We start from the raw sequence: 26712 nt of genomic DNA on the forward strand, positions 1-26712 counted from the left end.
TTGGAACCGGCAGAATTCGCGGCTGGTAGCCCCGCCCGCACCGAGACCAGTGGCAGCGACGACGCTGCGCGCCCCTTCGCACTGACCGCCGCTCAGCGCGGGATCTGGTTCGCCCAGCACCTCATGGGCGACGTGCCGATCACGATCGCGCAATACGTCGACATCGAGGGCGAACTGAATGTCGACGCCCTGCGACGTGCAGGTCAGGCCGCTGCCCGCGAGATCGGCAGCGGCATGCTCCGCATCGTCGAGGTCGACGGCGAGCCGCTCCAGACGGTCGACTTCACCCTCGACGACGGGGTGGAGCATCACGACTTCCGGACCGAGCCGGACCCCCACACCGCCGCCCTGCACTGGATGCGCGCCGACTACACCGCCCCGCTCGACCTGCTCTCGGACCGGCTGATCCGCGGCGCCACGCTGCAGATCGGCGAGCACCACCACCTCTGGTACTGCCGCATCCACCACATCGCGCTCGACGGGTACGGCGCGATGAAGTTCATGAACCGGGCCGCCGAGCTGTACACCGCCGAGGTCCGGGGCGTGGAACCCGCGGTGTCGGTGGCGGGCGACCTCCGGGACGTCTCGGCCGCCGAGGACGTGTACCGCGGTTCGTCCCGGTTCCTCTCCGACCGCGACTACTGGGCCACCCGCTCCCGGGACCTTCCCGCGCCGACCGGGCTCGCGGGCCGCAGTGCCCCGGCGCAGGCCCGGTCGCGATGGCACGGCGGGCCGGTGCCCACCGGCATCGCCCGGGCGGTGGATGGGGCCGTCGAGCGTCTCGACTCCGCCTTCGCCGCCGTCGCCGTGGCGGCGACCGCCGCGTTCGTCGCCCGGATGACGGGTTCCGACGACGTCGTTCTCAGCCTGCCCGTGTCGGCCCGCACCAACGCGGTGCTGCGCCGGTCGGGCGGCATGGTGTCCAACGTGGTGCCGCTGCGGGTGTCGATCACCCCGGACACGACGGTCGCCGCGCTGGTCTCCGCCGTCCAGCTCGAACTCACCGGCGCGCTCCGGCACCAGCGGTACCGCAGCGAGGACATCCGGCGCGACGCCGGCGCCGCCCGGGATCAGCGAGGCTTCTTCGGGCCCGCGATCAACATCATGAACTACCACTCCGAGATCACCCTCGGCGAGCTCACCGGACAGTTCCACGTGCTGTCGACCGGACCCGTCGAGGACCTCTCCGTCAACCTCTACCCGAGTGTCGCGGGGAGTTCGTCGCGCATCGATTTCGAGGCGAACCCGGCCCTGTACGGCGACGGGGAGCTCGCCGGGCACCACGCGCGTTTCCTCGACCTGCTGGCGCGGTTCGCCGACGCGGACCCGGGCGCAAAGGTCGCCGCCCTGGACGTGCTGACCGCGGACGAGCACGCCCAACTCGTGCCCGCGGCCGGCCCGCAGGCACCCGGCCCGGCACTGCTGGCCGACCTGTTCGCGGCGGGTGTCCGCGCGAACCCGGACGGCACGGCGCTGATCCTCGGCGACAGCACGATCGGCTACCGCGAACTCGACGAGCGCAGCACCGCGCTCGCACGGCTGCTGCTGGACCGCGGGGTGGGCCCGGGCCACTTCGTGGCCGTGTCGTTCACCCGGTCCGTCGACTCCGTGGTGGCGGTGTGGGCCGCGGCGAAGTCGGGCGCCGCCTTCGTCCCCGTCGACCCGGCCTACCCGGCCGAGCGCATCGCGCACATGCTGTCCGATTCCGGGGTGACCCTGGGGCTGACGGCGACGGCGCACCGCGACGTGCTCGCGGGAACCGACGTCGACTGGCTCGCCCTCGACGACCCCGCCCTGGCATCGGCGTGCGCGCACATGGCGGTCGCGCCGGTGACGGACGCCGACCGTCCGGCAAAGCTGATGCCGCAGCATCCGGCGTACATGATCTACACGTCCGGCTCCACGGGTACGCCGAAGGGTGTGGTGGTCACGCACACCGGACTGGCCACGTTCGCCGCGTCGGCCCGGCCCGAACTTGGTGTGACCCGCCACTCGCGGGTGCTGCGCTTCTCCTCGTCGAGCTTCGACGCGTCCGTGTTCGAGATGGTGCAGGCGTTCAGTGCGGGCGCGGCGATGGTGATCGCACCTGCCGACGTCTACGGCGGCGACGACCTCGCGGCACTGCTCCGTTCTCAGCGGGTCACCCACATCATCAGTGCGCCCGCGGTTCTGGGCACCGTGGACGCCACCGGTCTCGACTCGCTCGAGGCCGTGGTGGTCGGCGGCGACGTGTGCCCGCCGGATCTCGTCGAGCGTTTCGGCGGCCGCTGCCGCCTGTACAACAGCTACGGCCCCACCGAGTCGACGATCGTCATCACCATGACGGGTCCGCAGACCGACCCCGCGGCGATCACCATCGGCGGTCCGATGCAGGGTGCACGCGCACTCATCCTGGACCGCTGGCTGCGGCCGGTGCCGCGCGGAGTGACGGGAGAGCTGTATCTCGGCGGCCCCGGACTCGCCGAGGGGTATCACGGCCGGTCCGGGCTGACGGCGTCCCGTTTCGTCGCCGACCCGTTCCCCGCGGCCACGGGCGACCGCCTGTACCGCACCGGCGACCTCGTGCGATGGAGCCGCGGCGACAGTCCCGTGCTCGAGTACGTGGGGCGCAGCGACTTCCAGGTGCAACTGCGGGGACTGCGCATCGAACTCGGCGAGATCGACGCGGTGCTGTCGGCACACGAGTCGGTGGACTTCGCTGTGTCCGCCGTGCACGAACGTGACGGTGGCACGCCGGTGCTGGTGTCGTACGTGCGAATCCGGCCGGATCACCGTTTCGATCCCGCCGCGCTGGCCGCGTTCGCCGGTGAATTCCTCCCGGCGCACATGGTGCCGTCGCTGACGGTGCCGCTCGACACCATTCCGCTGACACCGGCGGGCAAGGTGGACCGCAACGCACTGCCCGCACCCGAATTCGACATCACCGCAACGCCGTTCCGCGCACCGTCGACGCCGATCGAGCAGATCGTCGCCGACGCGGTGGCCGAGGTGCTGCACGTCGAGGCCGTGGGCGTCGACGACTCCTTCTTCGCGCTCGGCGGCGACAGCATCGTCGCGATCCAGCTGGTGTCGCGGGCCAAGGCCGCCGGTGTGGTGTTCACCCCGCGGGACGTGTTCGAACGCAAGACCGTTGCCGGCCTCGCCGAGGTCGCGGTCGACCTCGCGGCGGCGCAGAAGTCGCGTCTGCCCGAGCTGCCCGGCGGGGGAGTAGGCGTCCTGCCCCTCACGCCGATCGGCCGCGATGTCCTCGGTCGCAGCCGCGGCAACCGTACCAACCTCGATGCCTTCTATCAGGCCGTGACGCTGACGGCGCCCGCCGACCTCGACCTGCCACGGCTGCACCGGACCGTCGCCGCGATCCTCGACCACCACGACGCGTTGCGCTCCCACCTCCCGGCGGACGGCCGGGAACTGATGGTCGAGCCGGCCGGATCCGTGAGCGCCGACAGCGCCGTCACATACGTACGTACCGAATACCGGCCCGGCACCGAGCAATTCGACGTCGTGCTCGACACCGAGTGCCGGGCCGCGGCAGACCGTCTCGACACGGCCGCGGGTGTGATGCTGCAGTTGGTGTGGATCGACCCCGTCGATGCGCGCGGCGTACTCCTGGTGGTGGCCCATCACCTAGTGGTCGACGGCGTGTCCTGGCGGATCCTCGTGCCGGACTTTGCGACGGCCTGGGCGCAGGTGGCCGCCGACCGTGCCCCCGAACTGCCGCCCGTCGCGACGTCGGCCCGCCGCTGGGCCCATGCCCTCGTCGAGACGGCCGAAACCGACTCGGTGACCGCCGAACTCGACGTCTGGCGGTCCATTCTCGACGGCCCCGTTCCGGCACTCGGTTCCCGTCCGCTCGATCCCGCCGTCGACACCGGCGCGACCACCGGCCGGGTGTCCGCCGAGATCGGACCCGACGTCACCGCCGACCTCCTCACGACCCTGCCGACCGCGTTCCGCGGGAGCGTGACCGACGGCCTCGTGACGGCACTCGGTCTCGCGTTCGCCGCGTGGGGCGGCGACCGCACGCTACTGCTGTCCCTCGAGGGCCACGGCCGCGACGAGGCCCTCGTGCCCGGCGCCGACCTGTCGCGCACCGTCGGCTGGTTCACCACCGCCTACCCGGCCCGGATCGCACTGGGCGCGCTCGATATCGCGGATGCACTGGCCGGCGGGCCTGCCGTCGGGCGGGCCGTGAAGACGGTCAAGGAGCAGCTGCGTCGTATTCCCGGGAACGGCACCGGTTTCGGGCTTCTACGCCACCTCCGCGACGACAGTGCCGAGATCCTGAACTCCCTGCCCTCGCCGCAGGTCAGCTTCAACTACCTCGGACGCGTCGGCGCCGGCGACCTCCCGGACGCGGTGCGCGAGAACGGGTGGATTCCCGACGCCACCCGGATCGACGTCAACGCGTTCAGCGGCGCCGGACTGTCGACCGCCTTCGTCCTCGACATCAATGCGTCGGTCGGCGACGACGGCAGGCTGTCCGCTACGTTCGACTTCCCGTCCGGTGTGCTCACCGCGTCCGACGTCGAGCGGTTGGCGGAACTGTGGCGGACGGCGCTCGAGGCGCTGGCTTCGTACGTGCGGCGTGCGGGGCCCGCCGGACTGACCCCGTCCGACGTTCCGCTGGTGTCCGTGGACCAGGAGCGGATCGAGCTGTGGGAGAACAGTTACGGCCCGCTCGACGACATCTGGTCGCTGTCGCCGCTGCAGTCGGGTCTGCTGTTCCACGCCGGGCTCTCGGCCGGCGCGGTGGACGTGTACACCGCGCAGATCGTGCTGGACCTCGGTGGCGACGTCGACGCGAGCCGGTTGCACCGCGCGGCGCAGCGCCTGCTGGATCGGCACGCGGCGCTGCGGACCGCGTTCGTCTACGACACCGACGGCGTCCCAGCCCAGTTGGTCCTCGATTCGGTGACCGTGCCGTGGCGCGAGGCCCACGTGCAGGAGTCCGGCGGATTGGACGAACTCGTCGCCGCCGAGCGCGCGACGCGGTTCGACATGGCGGCACCACCGCTCCTGCGATTCGTGCTGGCACATTCCGGCGACCGGTCGACGCTGGTGATCACCAACCACCACATCCTGTTCGACGGCTGGTCGATGCCGCTGTTCGTCAAGGACTTCCTGCTGCTGTACGCGCCGGACGCGCCGATCGCGGCACCCGCGCGCCCCTACCGCCGGTACCTGTCGTGGCTCGCCGGACAGGACCGCGCCGGCGCGCTCGACGACTGGGCCGCCGCCCTCGAGGGAGCCACCGAACCGACCGTCCTCGCCCCGCAGCACACCGGCCAGGGGTCGACTCCCCGGGACGTCGACATCCCGGTCACGGCGGAGGTGGCCGAACAGCTAGTCCGCATCGCCCGCGAGCACGGCGTCACCGTCAACACGGTGATTCAGGCCGCGTGGGGAATCCTGCTGGGCGGATTGCTGTCCCGTGACGACGTGGTGTTCGGCGCCACCGTCTCCGGACGCCCGGCCGACCTCCCCGGCGTCGAGGAGACGCTCGGGTTGTTCATCAACACCGTTCCCGTCCGTCTGCGCCTCGATCCGGACGAACCCGTGTCGTCGCTCCTGCGCCGGCTGCAGGACGAGCAGGTGCGGCTGCTCGACCGGCACCACGTCGGTCTCACCGAGATCCAGTCGGTCGCCGGTCCGGGCAGCGTGTTCGACACGCTCACCGTGTTCGAGTCGTACCCCGTCGACCGCTCGGCACTGGACCCCGACACCGACATCGACGGGCTGCGGATCCGCGGAATCGACGTCACCGACGCCACCCACTACCCCCTCGCGCTCGTCACGGTGCTGGAGCCGGAACTGCATCTCACGCTGGAGTACTCGGCGGACGCGTTCGGCGCGGCCGACGCCCGGCGGGTCTCGGAGCGGTTCGCGCAGGTGCTGACGGCGATGACCCGGCCGCACACCCCGGTCGGTGCCGTCGATCTACTCGGGGACGCCGAACGCGCTCGCACCCTGCAGGCGTGGAACGCGACCGATCACGCGATCGACGCCCTCACCCTCGTCGATCTCCTGGGCGACGCCGCGCTCCGCACACCCGACGCGGCGGCGGTCACGGTCGGGCAGGAGACGCTGTCGTACACCGAGTTCGACTGCCGGGCGAACGCCACTGCTCGCCATCTGATCTCGCAGGGGGTGGGCCCCGAATCCATCGTGGCCGTCACGCTGCGCCGGTCGCTCGATCAGCTCGTCACCCTCCACGCCGTCGTCCGCGCGGGCGGGGCCTACCTGCCCGTCGACCCCGACCATCCGCAGGCCCGCATCGCCCACGTAGTCGGCAGCGCCCGCCCTGCGCTGGTGCTCGCGACCGCGGCCGACACCGGGGTCGTCCCCGACGGCCTGCGCACGGTGCGGGTGGACCGGCTCGACCTGTCCACCGTCGCGACGACACCGCTGTCCGACGCGGAGCGTCTCGCGCCGCTGCGCCCCGGCCACCCCGCGTACGTGATCTATACGTCGGGTTCGACGGGACGCCCGAAGGGTGTGGCGGTGTCGCACGCCGCGATCGTCAACCGGCTGCTGTGGATGCAGGACAGCTACCCCCTCGAAGCGCACGACGTGGTGCTCCACAAGACCCCGGCCACGTTCGACGTATCCGTGTGGGAATTGTTCTGGCCGTTGCTGACCGGTGCCCGCACCGTGATCGCCGAGCACGACGGGCACCGGGACCCGCACTACCTGTCCCGGCTGATCCACGACGAGGGTGTCACGACGCTGCACTTCGTCCCCTCCATGCTCGACGTGTTCCTCGAACACGCCGACACCGCGCTCTGCACGAGCGTGCGGCAGGTCTTCGCCAGCGGTGAGGCGCTCCCGCGGACCACCGTCACGCGCTTCCACCGCCGGTTCGGTGCCGCGTTGCACAACCTGTACGGGCCGACCGAGGCCGCGGTGGACGTGACGTTCCACCGCACCGATCCGTCCGCGACCGGTCCGGTGCCGATCGGTGCGCCGGTGTGGAACACCCGGGTGTACGTCCTCGACTCCCGGCTCCGCCCGGTGCCCGTCGGTGCTCCCGGCGAACTGTATCTGGCCGGCACCCAACTCGCCCGCGGGTACGTGGGCCGCCCCGATCTGACATCCGACCGGTTCGTGGCCGATCCGTTCTCCGCAGGCGGTGCCCGCCTGTACCGGACCGGCGACCTGGTGCGCTGGACCGACGGCGGGGAGCTGGAGTATCTGGGCCGCACCGACTTCCAGGTGAAGCTGCGTGGACAGCGACTCGAACTCGGCGAGATCGAGGCCGTACTCCTGAACCATCCCGACGTGGCGCAGGCGGCCGTCCTGGTGCGCGGGGAAGGTTCTGCCGAACGGCTCATCGGCTACGTCGCTCTCCGGTCCGGAAGCACCGCGGACCCCGAGCGGCTGTCCGCTCACGCGGCTGCGGAGTTGCCCTCCTACATGGTGCCGTCGGCGTTCGTCCTCCTCGACGCGCTGCCCCTGGGTCCCAACGGCAAACTCGATCGCCGGGCACTGCCCGAGCCCGCACTCGCGACCGCCACATTCGAACCGCCGGCGACGGCCGCGGAGATCGCCGTCGCCCGGATCTTCGCCGACGTCCTCGGCGTCACGGACGTCGGCGCCACCGACAACTACTTCGACCTCGGCGGCAACTCGTTGACCGCCACCCGGGCGGTCGCCCGGATCAACGCCGAACTGGGTTCCGCGCTCGGTGTTCGGGAGTTGTTCGATGCTCCCACCGTCCGCGCTCTCGCGGCAGCGTCGACCGCGGATCCCGGGCACACCCGTCCCGCCCTCGTCGCCGGCAGGCGCCCGTCGCGGCTGCCGTTGTCTCCGGCGCAGTACCGGATGTGGTTCCTCAACCGTTTCGACACGACGTCCGGCGCCTACAACATCGCCGCCGCGCTGCGGCTCACCGGAGAGCTCGACGTCGACGCGCTCGGCGCGGCCGTCGGCGACGTCATCGCGCGTCACGAGGTCCTGCGCACCGTCTACCCCGATTCCGCCGACGGACCGCACCAGGTGGTGCTCGACAGGACCACCGCTGACCTGGCGCCGGCCCCGACCACGGAGCAGGAACTTCCGTTCGCCGTCGAAGACCTCGTGACCCGTGGCTTCGACGTGACGGCGAACGTTCCGCTGCGCGTGGCCCTGCTCCGCGTCACGCCGGACGAGCACGTGCTGGTTCTGGTGACCCACCACATCAGCGCCGACGGCTGGTCGATGGGACCCCTGGCCCGGGACGTCATGTCCGCGTATGTCGCCCGCGCGGCGGGCACCGCACCCGAGCAGCCACCGCTGCCCATGCAATATTCCGACTACGCCCTGTGGAAGCTCGACGTCCTCGGCGACGAGGGCGACGCCGGATCGCTCGCCGCCCGGCAGATCAACTATTGGACGAACACCCTCGCCGGGTTGCCGGAACGGATCGAACTCCCCACCGACCGTCCGCGACCGCACGTCGCGTCGCACCGCGGTGACACCGTCGACTTCGCCCTCGACCCCGAGACGTACGGCGCGGTCACCGCACTCGCCCGATCCGTGCGGGCGACCCCGTTCATGGTGCTGCACACCGCCCTGTCCGTGTTGCTGTCCCGGCTGTCCGGTAGCACCGACCTCGCCGTCGGCACGCCGGTCAGCGGCCGCGGGGAGGCCGAACTCGACGACGTGGTCGGCATGTTCGTCAACACCCTGGTCTTGCGCACACAGGTCGACCCGGCGCTGACGTTCGGCGCGCTCGTCGAGCAGACCCGCGACACCGACCTCGCCGCCTACGCGCACGCCGACATCCCGTTCGAGCGGCTGGTGGAGATCGCGAGCCCGGCCCGCTCGACCGCCCATCACCCGCTGTTCCAGGTGGTGCTGTCGATCGACGACGTCGCGCCGCCGAGCATCGACCTCCCCGGACTGACCGTCGCGGCTCTTCCGCTCGACGAGGCCATCGCCAAGTTCGACCTGCAACTGTCGGTGACGGAGAACGCGGACGGGTCCGGCGCCCGGGGCAGGTGGACGTTCGCAACCGACCTGTTCGACCGCGCGACCGTCGAGGCGTTCGGGCGCAGGCTCGTCCGGATTCTCGCCGCCGCGGTGTCGGAACCCGCCCTCGCGGTCGGTGACATCGACCTTCTCGACGACACCGAACGCGCCGCTCTCGTCACCCGCACCGACATCCGGAACCCCGGAAGTCGCACGCTTCCAGAGATTCTCGCCGACGGTGCCGCTGTGGGCGGCACGGCGCTGGTCACCGAGGACGGGGAACTGTCCTACGCGGAACTCGATGCCCGCTCGAATCGCCTCGCCCGGGTTCTTCTTGAGCGGGGCGCGGGCCCCGAAACGGTGGTCGCGGTGGCGCTCACCCGCTCCGCGCTGTCCGTGACCGCGGTGTGGGCGGTGGCCAAGACCGGTGCCGCGTTCGTGCCCGTCGACCCGGACTACCCCGCGGATCGCATCGAGCACATGCTGACCGACTCCCGCGCGGCGCTGGGCCTGACCGACTCCCACACGTCGGCGACCCTGCCCGGAACCACCGACTGGCTCGTCGTGGACGACCCGGAACTGGGTGCGGGCGCGTCGGCCGATCCGATCACCGACGCCGACCGGACGCTGCCGTTGCGCGCCGACCACCCCGCCTACCTCATCTACACGTCCGGATCGACCGGAATCCCCAAGGGCGTCAGCATCACCCACGCCGGCCTCGACACGTTCGCAGCCGAGCAGGTGGAGCGATACGCACTCGACCCGCTCAGCCGGACGCTGCATTTCGCATCACCGAGTTTCGACGCGTCCATTCTCGAACTGCTGATGGCGTTCGCCGCAGGCGCGACGCTCGTGATCGTGCCGACCGCTGTGTACGGCGGGGAGGACCTCGCATCCCGGATCCGCGACCGGCGGGTGACCCACGCCTTCGTCACTCCCGCCGCGCTCGCCACCCTCGACCCGAACTTGCTGCCGGAACTCGGAACCGTCGTGGTGGGCGGCGACGCCTGCGATGCGTCTCTGGTGGAGAAGTGGGCACCCGGCCGCCGGATGTTCAACGCGTACGGGCCCACCGAGTCGACGATCATGGCAACCCTGTCGGGTCCGATGACGGCGGGCGACCCGGTGCGGATCGGCGCCCCGATCCGGGGAACCACTGCGCTGGTGCTGGATTCGCGGTTGCACCCCGTTCCCGACGGTGTCGTGGGTGAACTCTGTCTGGCGGGCCCCGCGCTGGCCCGCGGCTACCACGACCGTCCCGCGCTCACCGCCGAGCGTTTCGTGGCGAACCCGTACGCCCCCGGGCGCCTGTACCGCACCGGCGATCTGGTGCGATACACCCCGAACGGTGAACTGGAGTACCTCGGCCGCGCCGATTTCCAGGTGAAGATCCGCGGCTTCCGCATCGAACTCGGCGAGATCGATGCCGCGGTCGCGGCGCACCCGAGCGTCGAATTCGCGGTCACCACCGCGGTAGCCGTCCGAAACGACGCGACGGCGCTGGTTACCTACGTGCTGCCCGCCGACGGATCTGCTGTCGACCCGGTCGAGGTGGCGGCGCACGCCGCCGGCCTCCTGCCCGGCTACATGGTGCCGTCCACCGTGATGGTGCTCGACCGGGTTCCGCTGACCCCGGCAGGCAAGGTGGATCGCACGGCCCTGCCCGAACCCGTCTTCGCGGTTCGCGCGTACGTGGCCCCGCGCACCGACACCGAACGGCTGGTCGCGGCCGCCTACACCGACGTGCTCGGTGCCGAGATGGTGGGAGCCGAAGACGATTTCTTCGACCTCGGCGGCAACTCGCTGAGTGCCACCCGGGTGATCGGCCGGGTCAACGAGTCGGCGGGCACGTCGCTGGCAGTGCGGGTGATTTTCGAAGCGCCCGGCGTCGCCGCCCTCGCCGCGGTGGTCGACACCGCCGAGCGCGGGGACCGCCCGGTGCTGGCCGGCATCGCACGGCCGGATCGTATTCCGCTGTCCGCGGCGCAGTCCCGGATGTGGATCCTCAACCGCTACGACCCCGAGTCCGTGGCCTACAACATCCCGCTCGTGCTGCGACTGTCCGGCGACCTGGACACCGCCGCCCTCGGTGCGGCACTGCGGGACGTCCTGGAGCGTCACGAGGCGCTGCGGACCGTGTATCCCGAGTCGGTCGACGGTCCGTACCAGCGGATCGTTCCCCTCGACGCCCTCGCGGTGGATCTCGAACCGCGCCCGGTGGACGACGAAGACCAGCTGTTCGCACTGCTGACCGCCGAGCTGTCGACCGGATTCGACGTGACGGCATCGGTCCCGTTGCGCAGCCGCGTCTTCCGACTGTCACCGGACGAACACGTCCTCGTCGTGGTGGTGCACCACATCAGCGCGGACGGTGCGTCGATGGGGCCGCTCGCCCGCGACCTGATGCTGGCGTACACCGCACGCGCCGGCCACCAGGCCCCGGATTGGACACCGCTCGCGGTCCAGTACGCCGACTACAGCGTCTGGCAGCGACAGCTTCTCGGCGCCGAAGCGGACGACCGCAGTGTCGCAGCGCGTCAGGCCGCCTACTGGCGTCAGCAGTTGCGCGGTGCCCCGGAGTTGCTCGAACTTCCCACCGACCGGCGACGTCCGGCCGTGGCGTCGCTGCGCGGAGAGGTCGCGACGTTCCGCCTCGACAGCGCACTCGTCGAGCAGGCCACCGCATTCGGACGCAGCCACGGCGCCACCCTGTTCATGGTGGCGCACGCGGCCCTCGCCACCCTCCTCGCGCGCCTCGCCGCCACCACGGACGTGGTGGTGGGCACTCCCGTCGCGGGCCGCGGCGAGCAGGCGCTCGACGATCTGGTGGGCATGTTCGTGGGGACACTCGCGCTGCGCACCCACATCGATCCGGCGCACTCGTTCGCCGAGGTGCTGGGACATGTCCGGGAGACCGATCTCGCGGCGTACGACAACGCCGACCTGCCGTTCGAGCGGCTGATCGATCTGCTGCAACCGGCTCGCTCGCAGGCGTATTCGCCGATCTTCCAGGTGGCGCTGTCGCTCGAGGACCAGACCGTCGACCAGCTCGCGCTGCCCGGGTTGTCCGTGTCCGCCATGGATCTCGGTGTGGTGCCCGCGAAGTTCGATCTGCAGTTGACCCTCCGTCCCGACGGCACGGGGATGGCGGCGTCGTGGATCTTCGCCACCGATCTCTTCGACCGCGCCACGATCGACTCGTTCTCCGTCCGCTTCGAGCGGATCCTGCGGGTCGCGATCACCGAACCGGGGCGCGCGGTCGGCGACCTGGACCTGCTGGACGCCGCCGAACGCGCCACACTGACCGTGCTGCCCGCACCCTCCGCCGTGGCCGCGCGGACGTTGCCGGACATCTTCGCTCGCGGAGCCGAACACGGCGGGATCGCACTCGTCTCGGAGGAGGGCGAACTCTCCTACGCCGACCTCGACGCGCAGTCGAACCAGTGGGCGCGCGTGCTCATCTCGCACGGCGTTGGGCCGGAAACGGTGGTGGCGCTGGCACTTCCGCGGACGGCGCGGGCCGCACTCGCCGTGTGGGCCGTGGCCAAGACGGGCGCCGCGTTCGTGCCCGTCGATCCGAGCTACCCGCGCGAACGCATCGAGCACATGCTCGCCGACTCGGGTGCGACGCTGGGGTTGACCGACACCGCCACCGCGGCGGTGCTGCCCACCGGCGCCGAGTGGCTGTTGCTGGACGACTCCGCACTCGTCGCGTCGGCCGCGCCGGTCACCGACCGCGACCGCACGACGCCGCTGCGCCTGACACACCCGGCGTACCTGATCTACACGTCCGGCTCCACCGGAACTCCCAAGGGCGTCACGGTCACCCACACGGGTCTGAGCGCGTTCACGGCGGAGGCGCGCCCCGAACTGGGTACCACGCCGCAGTCCCGCGTGCTCCGGTTGTCGTCGGCGAGTTTCGACGCCTCCGTGTTCGAGATGATCCAGGCGTTCAGCGCCGGGGCCACCCTCGTGATCGCACCGCCGTCCGTGGTCGGCGGCGAAGACCTCACCGCCCTGCTCCGCGACCAGCGCATCACCCACGTGCTCACCGCCCCGGCAGCACTGAGCACCGTCGACGCCCGTGAACTCGACGACCTGCGCACCGTCGTCGTCGGGGGCGAGGTGTGTCCGCCGCAACTGGTCGAGCAGTTCGCCCCGGGGCGGCGGTTCTTCAACAGCTACGGCCCCACCGAGACCACCATCGTCGTCACCATCGGTGAACCGCTCACCCCGGGTGCCGACATCACCATCGGCAGCCCGCTCGGCGGCGCGCAGGCGCTCGTCCTCGACTCCCGGTTACGGCCCGTGCCGCGCGGTGTCACGGGTGAGCTGTATCTGTCCGGCCCCGGCGTCGCCCGCGGCTACCACGCGCGGTTCGGCCTGACATCGGACCGGTTCGTCGCCAATCCTTGTGGTCTGCAAGGGTCCCGGATGTACCGGACCGGCGACCTGGTGCGGCTGCGCACCGACGGGCAGCTCACGTATGTGGGCCGCGCCGACTCCCAGGTGAAACTGCGGGGTCTGCGCCTCGAACTCGGCGAGGTCGAGGCCGCCCTGTCCCGGCATCCCGACGTGGTCGCCGCGGCAGCGTCCGTCCACCACCACCCTCGGCTCGGCGACCAACTCGTCGGCTACGTCGTGCCCGCGCCGGGAACCAGCCCCGACGTCTCCGACATCCTGGCGGCGGCGGTCGAAGTCCTGCCCCGCGCGCTCGTGCCGGCGACCGTCACACTGCTCGACTCCATTCCGGTCACCCCGGCCGGGAAGATCGACCGCCCGGCGCTGCCCGCCCCGATGTTCGCGGCGCGGACGATGTTCCGGGCGCCGGCGACTGCGTCCGAACTGATTGTCGCGCAGGTATTCACGGATGTTCTCGACGTCGAACGGGTGGGGGCCGACGACAGCTTCTTCGAGATCGGCGGCAACTCCCTGTCCGCCACACAGGTGATCGCCCGCCTGCGCGCGGCCACGGGCACGTCCCTGTCCGTGCGGTCGCTGTTCTACGCACCCACCGTCGCGGCGCTGGCCGCCGCCGTGGACGCCGCCGGACAGTCCGACCGTCCGGTCCTCGAGGCACGTCCGAGACCCGATCGGATTCCGCTGTCCCCGGCGCAGGCGCGGGTGTGGTTCCTCAACCGGTTCGACCCGGCCTCCGCCGTCGACAACCTGCCGCTCGCCCTCCGCCTGACCGGAACGCTCGACGTCTCCGCGCTGCGGACAGCTCTCGGCGACGTCCTCGAACGGCACGAGGCGCTGCGCACGATCTACCCCGACTCACCCACCGGTCCGCACCAGGTCCTGCTCGCCACCGAATCGGCGCTCCCCAGCCTGACCGTGCTCGACGTGAGCGAGAGCGAAGCGTTGCAGCGGGCCCTGGAGTTCGCGGCCACGGGATTCGACCTCACCGCCGAATCGCCCCTGCGCGCCGGTCTGTTCGCGGTCTCCGAGATCGAGCACGTTCTCGTCGTGGTGGTCCATCACATCGCCGCCGACGGATTCTCGCTCGCGCCGCTGGCCCGCGACGTGATGCTCGCGTATTCCGTACGCGCACAACACGGCGAGCCCGCGTGGTCGCCGCTCCCGGTCCAGTACGCCGACTACAGCCTCTGGCACCGCGAACTGCTCGGCGACGAGGACGACCCCACGTCGCTCGCGTCCCGCCAAACCGATTACTGGGCACGCACTCTCGCCGATCTGCCGGACGAGCTCACCCTGCCCACCGACCGGCCGCGCCCGCGTCGGCAGTCGCACCGCGGCAGGGAACTGACGTTCACCGTCGACGCCCACACCCACGGGTTGCTGCGCGAACTCGCGGCCGCCCGCGACGCCAGCCTGTTCATGACCGTGCACGCCGCATACGCACTGTTCCTGAGCCGGTTGTCGAACACGGCGGACATCGCGGTCGGGACTCCAGTCGCCGGTCGCGGCGAGCAGGCCCTCGACGACCTCGTGGGCATGTTCGTCAACACCCTGGTCCTGCGGACCCAGATCGACCCGGCGGCCACGTTCGAGGAACTGGTGGAGCGCACCCGCGAGACCGACCTCGGTGCGTTCTCGCATGCCGACGTGCCGTTCGAGCGGCTGGTGGAAGTACTCGATCCGGTTCGCTCCCAGGGGCGGCACCCGCTGTTCCAGGTGGCCCTGTCCTTCCACAATCTCGCCCCCGCCACGTTCGACCTGCCGGGACTCGTGGTCTCGACCGTCCCGGCAGAGCTGCAGACCGCCGAGTTCGATCTGCATCTGACGCTCACCGAGCAGGCCGAGGGCGGTATCCACGCGTCGTTCACCTACTCCACCGATCTGTTCGACGCCTCGACCGTCGCCACGTTCGCCGAACAGTTCACGCGCATCCTGCGGGCCGTGGCCGCCGACCCGTCCGCAACGGTCGGTGATGTGTCGTTGCTCGATTCGGGTGAGTACGACGAGCTGGTCGACATTCGCAACCGGACGGTCCATCCGCTGCCCGAGGCCCTGCTGCTCGACGCCTTCGCAGATCAGGTTCGCCGGACCCCGGACGCAACGGCGATCGTCTTCGGGGGCGAATCGCTGACCTACCGGGAGTTCGCGAACCGGGTCAACCAGGTCGCGCGGATCCTGATCGCCGAGGGTGTGGGTCCGGAATCGTTGGTGGCGTTGGCCATGCGCCGCTCCCTCGACCTGGTCGTCGGCATGTACGCCGTCCTGACCGCCGGCGGCGGCTACGTGCCCGTCGACCCGGACCATCCCACCGACCGCATCGGCTACATCCTCGACGCCGCCGACCCGACCTGCGTCCTGTCCACCACCCGGGACGCCTTTGCGAGTGACAGGCCCGTCCTCCTTCTCGACACCCTCGATGTCGACGGCGTTTCCTCGGCGCCGCTGACGAATTCGACGGTGCACCCGGACGGTGTGGCGTACGTGATCTTCACGTCCGGTTCCACCGGCAAACCGAAGGGCGTAGCAGTCACCCACCGCGCCATCGTGAACCAGATCGCGTGGATGGCGAACCAGTATCCGCTGGGCGCCGGCGACGTGTACCTGCAGAAGACGGCGACGACGTTCGACGTGTCGCTGTGGGGCTTCTTCCTGCCGCTCCGGGTCGGTGCCACCCTCGTGGTCGCGACCCCGGACGGGCACCGCGACCCGCAGTACCTCGCCGAGTTGATCGACCAATACGGCGTCACCGCAACCGACTTCGTCCCGTCCATGCTCTCCGTGTTCGCGGGGTCCGTGGATCCACAGCAGATCACGTCCCTGCAAGACGTGTTCGTGATCGGGGAGGCCCTGCCCGCCGCCACCGTCCACGACTTCACCGACATCTCCCCGGCCCGGGTCCACAACCTCTACGGGCCCACCGAAGCCGCCGTCTCCATCACCTACGCCGACGTCACCGACACCCCCGAGGGCGGCGCCGTGACCATCGGCACCCCCGAATGGAACAGCCGCGTCTACGTCCTCGACTCGAGACTGCACCCCGTCCCCGCCGGAGTCCCCGGCGAGCTCTACCTCGCCGGCGTCCAGCTCGCCCGCGGCTACCACGGCCGCGTCGACCTCACCGCCGACCGCTTCGTCGCCAACCCGTATTCCAAGACGGGGGAGCGGATGTATCGCACCGGCGACCTCGTCCGCTGGACCACCACCGGCGAGTTGGATTACATCGGCCGCACCGACTTCCAGGTCAAATTCCGCGGCCAACGCATCGAACTCGGCGAAATCGAAACCGCCCTCCTCACCCACACCGGCGTGTCGCAGGCCGCGGTCCTCGTCGTCCCCACCCCCACCGGCGACCACCTCGCCGCCTACGTCGTCCCCACCTCCGGCACCGACCCCGACACGAACACTCTGCGCACCCACATCGCGCAGACCCTGCCGACCTACATGCTGCCCGAGACCATCCTCGTCCTCGACAGCTTCCCCCTCGGCACCTCCGGCAAACTCGACCGAAAAGCCCTCCCCACACCCACCTTCGAAACCCGCGCCTTCCGGGCCCCGGCCACCCCCGCCGAAACCACCGTCGCCCACACCTTCGCCGCCGTCCTCCACCTCGACCGCATCGGACTCGACGACGACTTCTTCGCCCTCGGCGGCAACTCCCTGATCGCCACCCAGGTCGCCGCCCGACTCGGCCGCGCCCTCGACACCCGCATCCCCGTCCGCGAACTCTTCGAAGCCCCCACCGTCGAAGCACTCGCCGCCCGCGTCGCCGGGCTCGCCGGCACGGGTGGCGGGACGGCACTCGAGGCGGCCCCGCGTCCCGAACGAATCCCGCTGTCGCCGGCGCAGAACCGGATGTGGTTCCTCAACCGCTTCGATCCCGAGTCGGCCGCCTACAACCTTCCGCTCGCCATCCGGCTGAGCGGAACCCTGAACGTCGCGGCCCTCCACACCGCCGTCCACGACGTGCTGGAGCGTCACGAGTCGCTGCGTACCGTGTTCCCCGACGACGGGGACGGCCCCGCGCAGGTGATCCTGCCCGCAGACCGGGTCGACCTCGACCTCACCCCGATCGACGTCACCGCCGACGACCTTCCGGACGAGGTCCGCCGCACCCTGCACGGCGGCTTCGACGTGACCGCGGGAATCCCCATCCGGGGAAGGCTTCTGCGCACCGCCGTCGACGAATACGTGCTCGTGATCGTCGTGCACCACATCAGCGGCGACGCCGTGTCCATGGGCCCGCTCGCCCGCGATGTCATGGTCGCCTACACCGCCCGAAGTGCGGGCCGGGCGCCGGACTGGTCACCGCTGCCGATGCAGTACGCCGATTTCGCGATCTGGCAGCATGCGGCACTCGGCTCCGAGACCGATCCGGAATCCCTGTCCGCACAGCAGATCCGGTACTGGACCGAGACGCTGTCCGGGCTCCCGGACCTGCTGGAGTTGCCCACCGATCGGCCGCGCCCCGCCGTGCCTTCGCAGCGCGGCGGCACCGTGCGCTTCGACGTCCCCGCGGCCACCGCCGTGGCACTCGAGCAGACGGCCCGCGATCATGGCGCCACCGTGTTCATGGTGCTGCACGCGGCGCTGGCGGTCGTGCTGTCGCGGCTGTCGTCGACGTCCGACATCGCCGTCGGCACCCCGGTCGGGGGTCGCGGCGAGCAGCACCTGGACGACCTGGTCGGGATGTTCGTCAACACCCTCGTCCTGCGCACGCACGTCGCGGCGCACGAGAGTTTCACCGAACTCCTGACACGGGTGCTCGGCACCGACCTCGGCGCGTACGGGCACGCGGACATCCCGTTCGAGCGGCTCGTCGACGTCCTGTCCCCCGCCCGCACGCAGGCCCACACACCGCTGTTCCAGGTGGCGCTGTCATTCGAGCATCGCGGCGTCACGCGTTTCGAATTGCCCGGTGTGACCGTGGAACCCGTTCCTTTCGAGGCGGACACCGCCCAGTTCGACCTCGCGTTGGTCCTGTCCGAGGGCGAGTCGCCGGCCGGGTTGTCGGGCGCGCTGCGCTTCGCCACCGACCTCTTCGATCGCACGACCGCGGAGGACTTCGCCCACCGGTTCGTCCGTGTCCTCGACGCCGCCGTGTCCGACCCGGGCACGGTCGTCGGCGACATCGACCTCCTGGATCCGGCCGAGTGGGCCGCGGTCCCCGTTAGAGGTGTGCCGTCGGCGCCCCCGGCCACCCTCGCGGGCCTGATCGACGCCGCCGTCCGGACCGATCCGGACGCGTCCGCGCTGAGCTGGAACGGTCGGGAGTACACGTACCGCGAGGCGGACGAGTGGTCCACGCGGCTGGCCCGGGTGCTGCTCTCGCACGGCGTGGGCCCGGAAACGTTCGTGGCCCTGGCCCTCCCGCGTTCGCTCGAATCGGCGCTGTCCGTGTGGGCGGTCGCCAAGACGGGTGCCGCGTACGTGCCGGTGGATCCGACGTACCCGGCGGATCGCGTCGCGCACATCCTCACCGACTCGGGCGCCACCCTCGGTGTCACGCTGTCCGGTGAGAGGGCCGCGTTGCCGGACACCGTTGTCTGGCTGACCCTCGACACCGCCGACGTGACCGCCCGGCACGAGTCCGCGAGCTCCGAACCGATCACCGACAGGGACCGGATCCGCCCGGTCCGCGTCGAGAATCCGGCGTACATGATCTACACGTCGGGCTCGACGGGTCTGCCCAAGGGCGTCGTCGTCACCCACGGCGGCATCGCGAACCTCGCCGCCGAACGCCGCGAGCACTACCGCATCGAACAGTCGTCCCGGTTCCTGCACAAGGCGTCGCCGAGCTTCGACATGGCCGTCGGCGAAATGGTGTCGGCACTGAGCGCCGCCGCCACGCTGGTGATCACACCGACCGAGATCGTGGGCGGCGACGAACTGTCCGGCCTCCTGGACCGTCAGCGGGTCACCCATGCGCTGATCACCCCGGCAGTGCTGGCCACGATGGATCCCGGCGGACACCCGCAGTTGCGGGTGCTCGGTGTCGGTGGCGAAGCATGCACCCCCGAACTGGTGGCCCGCTGGCAACCCGGACGCACCATGCTCAACGGCTACGGGCCCACCGAGGCCACCGACATCTCCACGGTCGGCGACCTCGTATCCGGTGCACCCGTCACGATCGGGCACCCGGTCCGCGGCTTCGAGATCATGGTCCTCGACACCCGACTGCGCCCCGTCCCCTCCGGTGTCCCCGGCGAGCTGTACGTCGCGGGACCGGCACTGGCCCGCGGCTACCACGCCCGGCACGGCCTCACCGCCGAACGGTTCGTCGCCAACCCCCACGGCGCACCCGGCGACCGCATGTACCGCACCGGCGACGTCGTCCGCTGGAACGGAACGCACGGACTCGAGTACTTCGGCCGCGGCGACAGCCAGGTGAAGATCCGCGGCAACCGGATCGAGCTGGGGGAGATCGAGTCGGCGGCGACCCGGCACGACACGGTGGCTCAGGCCGCCGTCGTCGTCCACGACACCCCGTCGGGTCAGCGTCTCGCGGCCTACCTCGTGCCTGCCGCCGGTCACGCAGTCGACACGGACACGATCCGGCACCACCTCGAGGACACCCTGCCGGCGCCGATGATCCCGGACGCCTACGTGGTGATCGAGGCGCTGCCGGTGACGGTGAACGGGAAACTCGACCGCGCGGCGCTGCCGGAGCCCGTGTTCGTCACCGCGTCCGCACGGTTCCGGGCGCCGGTCACCGACACCGAGAAGGTCCTGGCGGCCGTGTTCGCCGAACTCCTCGGCGTCGCGACGGTCGGCGTCGACGATTCGTTCTTCGGCCTGGGCGGCGACAGCATCGCGTCGATCCAGCTGGCGTCGAGGGCGAAGGCGCACGGGCTGATCATCTCGCCCCGGGACGTGTTCGAGCACAAGACCGTTGCCGCTCTCGCACTGGTCGCGGCGCGGGCCAACGACACCGAACCCGTCGTGCTCGAGGAACTTCCGGGTGGCGGTGTCGGCCCGCTTCCGCTCACCCCGGTGATGCGTCTGGTCACCGAGCGCGGGGGCACCCTCGACCGCTACTCGCAGTCGGTCGCGCTGGAATTGCCGGTGGGCATCGACCGGGTGGGTCTGCTCGCGACGCTGTCCGCCGTGATCGATCACCACGACATGCTGCGTGCCCGTCTCGTCGGCGAAAACACGCTGGAGGTGGCACCGGCAGGCGCCGTCGACGTCGCCTCCCTCGTGCACCGGATCGACTGGGATCCGCGTGTCGATCCGACGGAACCGGCACGCCAGGAACTGGATTCGGCGCTGGGCCGCCTGAATCCGCGGGCCGGCATCATGCTGCAGTTCGTCTGGCTCGATCCGGTGGGCACACCGGGACGCAGCGGCCGTCTGATCGTCGCCGCCCATCATCTCGTGGTCGACGGCGTGTCCTGGCGCATCCTGATTCCGGACCTGATCGCCGCCTGGGCGCAGATCTCGTCCGGCGGGGCCGCGACGCTCCCGCCGGTCGGCACGTCGATGCGGCGGTGGGCGCACGCCCTCGCCGAGGACGCGCGCAGCCCGGAACGGGTTGCGGAACTGCCGCTCTGGGATCGGATTCTCGACGGTCCGGACCCGACGCTCGGGTCCCGGCCGTTCGACCCCGCCGTCGACGTCCTGGCGACGGTCGACCACGTGCGCGTCGAACTCGACTCGTCGGTGACACGATCGCTGGTGACCTCCGTTCCGGCCGCCTTCCGCGGCGGCGTGGGCGACGGGCTGATCGCCGGATTCGCCCTGGCCGTGAGCGCCTGGCGGCGTCGCCGGGGCATCGACGAGCCGTCGCTGCTCCTGCAACTCGAGGGCCACGGACGTGAGGAACAGGCGGCACCCGGCGCCGACCTCTCCCGCACGGTCGGATGGTTCACCAGCGTGTATCCGGTTCGTCTCGACCTCGGCGGCATCGACGTCGACGCCGCCCTGGCGGGGACGGCCGACACCTCCCGCGCCGTCAAGGCCGTCAAGGAGAATCTGCTCGCGGTGCCCGCCCGCGGACTGGGCTACGGGCTGCTGCGCCATCTCAACTCCGAGACCGCCGCGGCGCTGCAGGAACTCCCGACCCCTCAGGTCAGCTTCAACTACCTGGGCCGGGTATCCGAGGCCGACATTCCGGAGGAGTTCGCGCGCCTGGGATGGACCCCCGCCCCGGACATCGACGACCTCCGGGGTGTCGGCAACGACGACATGCCCGCCGCCGCCGTTCTCGACGTCAATGCGATCGTCACCGGGGTCGACGGCGAATCCCGGCTGGCGGCCACGTTCTCGTATCCCCGGGAACTGCTGTCGGATACGGACGTCCGGGAACTGGCCGACCTGTGGACGCGAGCGCTCACCGCAGTCGCCGCGCACGTGGACAGCGGAACGGCGGGCGGGCTCACCCCGTCGGACGTACCCCTCGTCCTGGTGGGGCAGCGCGACCTGGAACTGTGGGAAGAGCAGTTCGAGGCGCTGTCCGACGTCTGGTCGCTGTCGCCGTTGCAGCACGGGCTCGCGTTCCACGCACAGCTCGCGCAGGACACGGTGGACGTCTACACGACGCAGACGGTGCTCGACCTCGGCGGCGTCGTGGACGCCGACCGGATGCGTGCGGCGATCTCCGCGCTGCTCGACCGGCACCCGAACCTGCGCACCGCGTTCGTCGGCGCGAGCACCGGCGAGCTCGTCCAGGTGGTCCTCGACCGCGTGCAGATTCCGTGGCGCACCATCGATCTCGGGGCCATGGACGAGGCCGCCCGGTTGGCTGCGCGGGACGAGGCGCTCGCCGCCGACCGCGAACGCCGATTCGACCTCGCGTCGCCCCCGCTCCTGCGGTTCACGCTGATCGACGACGGCGACGGGCACCACGCGCTCGCCGTCACCCTGCATCACATCCTCGTCGACGGCTGGTCCATGCCGCTGCTGCTGAAGGAACTCCTGGTCCTGTACGCCACCCGGGGTGACGCGTCCGTGTTGCCGCGGGTGCCGTCGTACCGCGCGTTCCTGTCGTGGCTGGCGTCGCGCGACCGCGCCGCGTCCCGGCAGGTGTGGGCCGAGGCGCTGACCGGCGTCGAGCAGCCGACGCTCGTCGCCTCCGACGGTCCCGGACTACCCGGACCCGCAGAGGTGGCCGCGGTGGACGCGGACGCCGGACCCGGCCTCTCCGCGCAGCTGACCGCGCTCGGCGCGGAACTCGGTGTCACCCTCAACACGCTGGTGCAGGCCGCGTGGGGAATCCTGCTGTCCCGCATGCTCGGCCGCGACGACGTCGTGTTCGGGGCGACGGTGTCGGGGCGGCCGGCGGAGCTCGAGGGCGTCGAGTCGATGGTCGGCCTGTTCATCAACACCCTGCCCGTGCGGGTGCGGGTCGACCCGGACGAGTCGGCGGCCGGCCTCCTGATCCGGGTGCAGCGGGAACAGGCGACCCTGCTCGATCACCACTATCTCGGCCTGAGCGACGTGCAGCAGACCACCGGCAGCGGTGCGCTGTTCGACACTCTGACGGTGTTCGAGTCGTATCCCGTGGACACCGCGGCGCTGGCCGAGGTGACGTCGATCGACGGCATGACCGTCCTCGGGGTGTCCGGCGAGGAAGCCACCCACTACCCGCTCACCCTCACGGTGTTCGCCGAGAACGGGTTGCGGTTCACGCTGAGATATCGCACCGACGTGTTCGACGCGACGTACGTGACCGCGCTCCGCGCACGGCTGCTGAAGGTGCTCACCGCGCTGGTCGCCGACCCCGCCGCACCGATCGGCGGGATCGAGATCCTCGACCCCGAGGAACGCACTGCCCTCGCCCCAGTCCGTGGTCTGCCGACCGCAGCGCCGGCCACACTCGCCGGGATCATCGACGCCGCCACGACTTCCGCGCCGGACGGGATCGCGCTGTCCTGGCAGGGTCGTGACTGGACGTACCGCGACGCGGACGCCTGGTCGAACCGTCTGGCCCGGCTTCTGCTCGCGCAGGGCGTGGGACCCGAAACGTTTGTCGCGGTCGCGTTGTCGCGGTCGGTGGAATCGGTGCTGTCGGTGTGGGCGGTGGCCAAGACCGGCGCCGCGTACCTCCCGGTCGATCCCACCTACCCGATGGACCGCATCGACCACATGCTGTTCGACTCCGGCGCCCACCTCGGCATCACCGTCGCCGGGGAGCAGGACGCCTTGCCGGACAGCGTGTCCTGGCTCGTCCTCGACGAACTCGCGGGCGCACTCGAAGCCGCGCCGGCCACCCCGGTGACCGATGCGGAACGCGCGCGGCCCGTGCGCGTCGAGAATCCGGCGTACATGATCTACACGTCGGGCTCCACCGGGCGACCCAAGGGTGTCGTGGTCACCCACGGCGGGCTGGCGAACCTCGCGACCGAACGTCGCGAGCACTACCGCGTCGACCCGTCGTCCCGGTTCCTGCACAACACGTCGCCCAGCTTCGACATGGCGGTGGGCGAGATGATGTCCGCCCTCTCCGCCGCAGCGACTCTGGTGATCACCCCACCGAGCGTGATCGGCGGGGAGGAACTGGCGGCCTTCGTCCGCGGCGAGCACGTGACGCACGCGCTGATCACCCCGGCCATGCTGTCGTCGATCGACCCTGCGGGGTTGGAGGAGCTGCGGGTACTCGGCGTCGGTGGCGAAGCATGCACCCCCGAACTGGTGGCCCGCTGGCAACCCGGACGCACCATGCTCAACGGCTACGGACCCACCGAGGCCACCGACATCTCCACCGTCGGCGACCTCGCAGCCGGGCAGCCGATCACCATCGGGCACCCGGTCCGCGGCTTCGAGATCATGGTCCTCGACACCCGACTGCGCCCCGTCCCCTCCGGTGTCCCCGGCGAACTGTACGTCGCGGGACCGGCACTGGCCCGCGGCTACCACGCCCGGCACGGCCTCACCGCCGAACGGTTCGTCGCCAACCCCCACGGCGCACCCGGCGACCGCATGTACCGCACCGGCGACGTCGTCCGCTGGACCGCGGCGGGAGAATTGGAGTACTTCGGCCGCTCGGATCACCAGGTCAAGGTCCGGGGCTATCGCATCGAACTCGGCGAAATCGATGCCGCCGTACTGGAACACCCCGACGTCGACTACGCGATCACGCTCGGCCGCCGCGGCCCGTCCGGCGACACGGTGCTCGTGTCGTATGTGGTGCCTGCCGCGGGATCCGCCCCGGATCCCGCGCGGATTCGAGCGTTCGTGTCCGAGTTCCTCCCGACGCACATGGTGCCGTCGGCGGTGGTGTGCATCGATTCCGTCCCGCTCACGCCCACCGGGAAGCTCGACGTGGATGCGCTGCCCCGCCCCGATTTCGTTGCCGCCGAATACCGTCCGCCGGCCGAGGGGCACGAGAGCGCGATCGCGACGGTCTTCGCCGAAGTCCTCGGGGTCGACCGGGTCGGCGCCGACGACAACTTCTTCGACCTCGGCGGCACGTCGCTGTCGGCCATGCGGGCGGTGAGCCGTCTGCGGGCGAGCAGCGACGTGACCGTGTCGCTGCAGTGGCTGATGACCGAACCGACACCGGCCGCGATCGCCGCGCGCATGGACGCGGCCGACGGCGACACCGCGGACACCGCCCTCGACGTGGTCTTCCCGATCCGGGCCGACGGCGCGGGTACGCCGATGTTCTGGATTCACCCGATCAGCGGACTGTCTTGGTGCTACACGGGATTCGCCGAGCACATCGACAACGACCGGCCCGTGTTCGGCATCCAGACCCCGGCCGTCGCCGGGGAGGTGCTGCCCGGCTCGATCGAGGAACTCGCCGCCCGGTACCTCGCCGAGGTGCGGAGGATCCAGCCGGACGGTCCCTACGATCTGGCCGGCTGGTCGATCGGCGGCGTCATCGCCCACGCGATGGCGGTGCAACTGCAGGAGTCCGGACACGCGGTCGGCTCACTGGTGATGCTCGACAGCTTCGCGGAAACGCAGCAGTCGCAGGAGATCACCGAACAGCCGGCACCCGGGGACGGCGAGGACACGGCCGCCGTGCTGTCGGCCCTGAGCCCCGAGCACGTGCGCCGCCTGACCGCGGCCGCGCACCACAACGCGGGCCTCATGCGCGACTACCGGCCGGGACTGTTCGACGGGGACGTGCTGTTCTTCACGGCGGCGCACGATGACCCGACGCTGCGGCGAGCGGTCGGCACCTGGCGCTCCTGGGTGAACGGGCGGATCACGAATCACCCCGTGGAGTCGAATCATTGGCAGATCACCGAACCTGCCGCGGTCCGGGTGATCGGCCCGCTGCTCGCCGACTACCTCACCGACGACGCGAATCACGTTTCGAGAATGGAGATCGACCGATGAGACTGTTCACCGCGGGCGTGGCCACCGTGGCCGCAGCGTTGCTCCTGGGCCTTCCCGGCCCGGTGGCGACGGCCGAGCCCGCCGACGGCGGTGCGGTGGTGGCGCCGAGCGCGTCCGGCAGCCTCGACCGGATCGAGAAGATCGACGATCGTCGCTGGAACGTCTTCGTGTACTCGCCGTCGATGAACGAGGTCGTGGAACTGCAGGTGCTGCGCCCCGCCGACACCAGCGTCCCGCGTCCCACGCTGTATCTGCTGAACGGGGCCGGAGCCGGTGAGGACGGCGCCAACTGGATTCGGCAGACCGACATCGTCGACTTCTTCGCCGACAAGAACGCGAACGTCGTGATCCCCGTCGGCGGCTACATCAGCTATTACACCGACTGGCGGAACGACGACCCCGTCCTCGGGCGCAACCAGTGGCAGACGTTCCTCACCGAGGAACTGCCGCCGGTGCTGGACACCGCGCTCGGCGCCAACAGGGTGAACGCGATCGGCGGACTGTCGATGTCGGCCGGCTCGGTGATCGACCTCGCGGTCCAGGCACCGGGCCTGTACCGGGGTGTCGCGTCGTACAGCGGTTGTGCGATGACCAGCGACCCGATCGGGCAGAACCTGGTCCGGCTCGTGGTCGAGGTGGTGGGCGGCGGCAACACCGAGAACATGTGGGGCCCCACCGACGACCCGGCCTGGACCGCACACGACCCCTACGTCAACGCGGACAAACTCCGCGGGCTCGAGCTGTACATCTCCAACGCCAGCGGACTGCCCGGACCGTACGAGGCCCTCGACGCCGTCCGCCCCGCCGCGGCGCCCCCGCTCCCGGACCAGATCGTGATCGGCGGCGTCATCGAGGCGGCGACGAACTACTGCACGCACCGGCTGGTCGACCGGCTCGACACCCTCGGCATTCCCGCGACCGTGAACTTCCGGGACACCGGCACACATTCGTGGGGCTACTGGCAGGACGCCCTGCACGAATCGTGGCCCGTCCTCGCCCGGGCCCTCGAACTCACCTGACACCAGCCGTATGTCCTCGTCGTCGAGCGGAGTA

General features: G+C 70.8%; 2 protein-coding genes. Both read left to right on the plus strand.

Going from position 1 to position 26712, the window contains the following annotated elements; all coding sequences use genetic code 11:
* Positions 1-25659 carry a non-ribosomal peptide synthetase gene (locus CJ179_RS41550; RefSeq protein ID WP_095865331.1) on the plus strand — a complete coding sequence of 8553 codons (25659 nt, stop codon included), beginning with the start codon at positions 1-3 and terminating at the stop codon, positions 25657-25659.
* The gene (locus CJ179_RS41555) at positions 25656-26678 is read left to right on the plus strand and encodes an alpha/beta hydrolase family protein (RefSeq protein ID WP_095865332.1); all 1023 of its coding nucleotides are present in this window, start codon (positions 25656-25658) and stop codon (positions 26676-26678) included. Before CJ179_RS41550 ends, CJ179_RS41555 begins: the two co-directional genes overlap by 4 nt.
* Positions 26679-26712: the final 34 nt, after the last annotated feature.

Origin of the sequence: Rhodococcus sp. ACS1 (genome assembly GCF_002300155.1) — a bacterium.
Lineage (GTDB): Bacteria > Actinomycetota > Actinomycetes > Mycobacteriales > Mycobacteriaceae > Rhodococcus_F > Rhodococcus_F koreensis.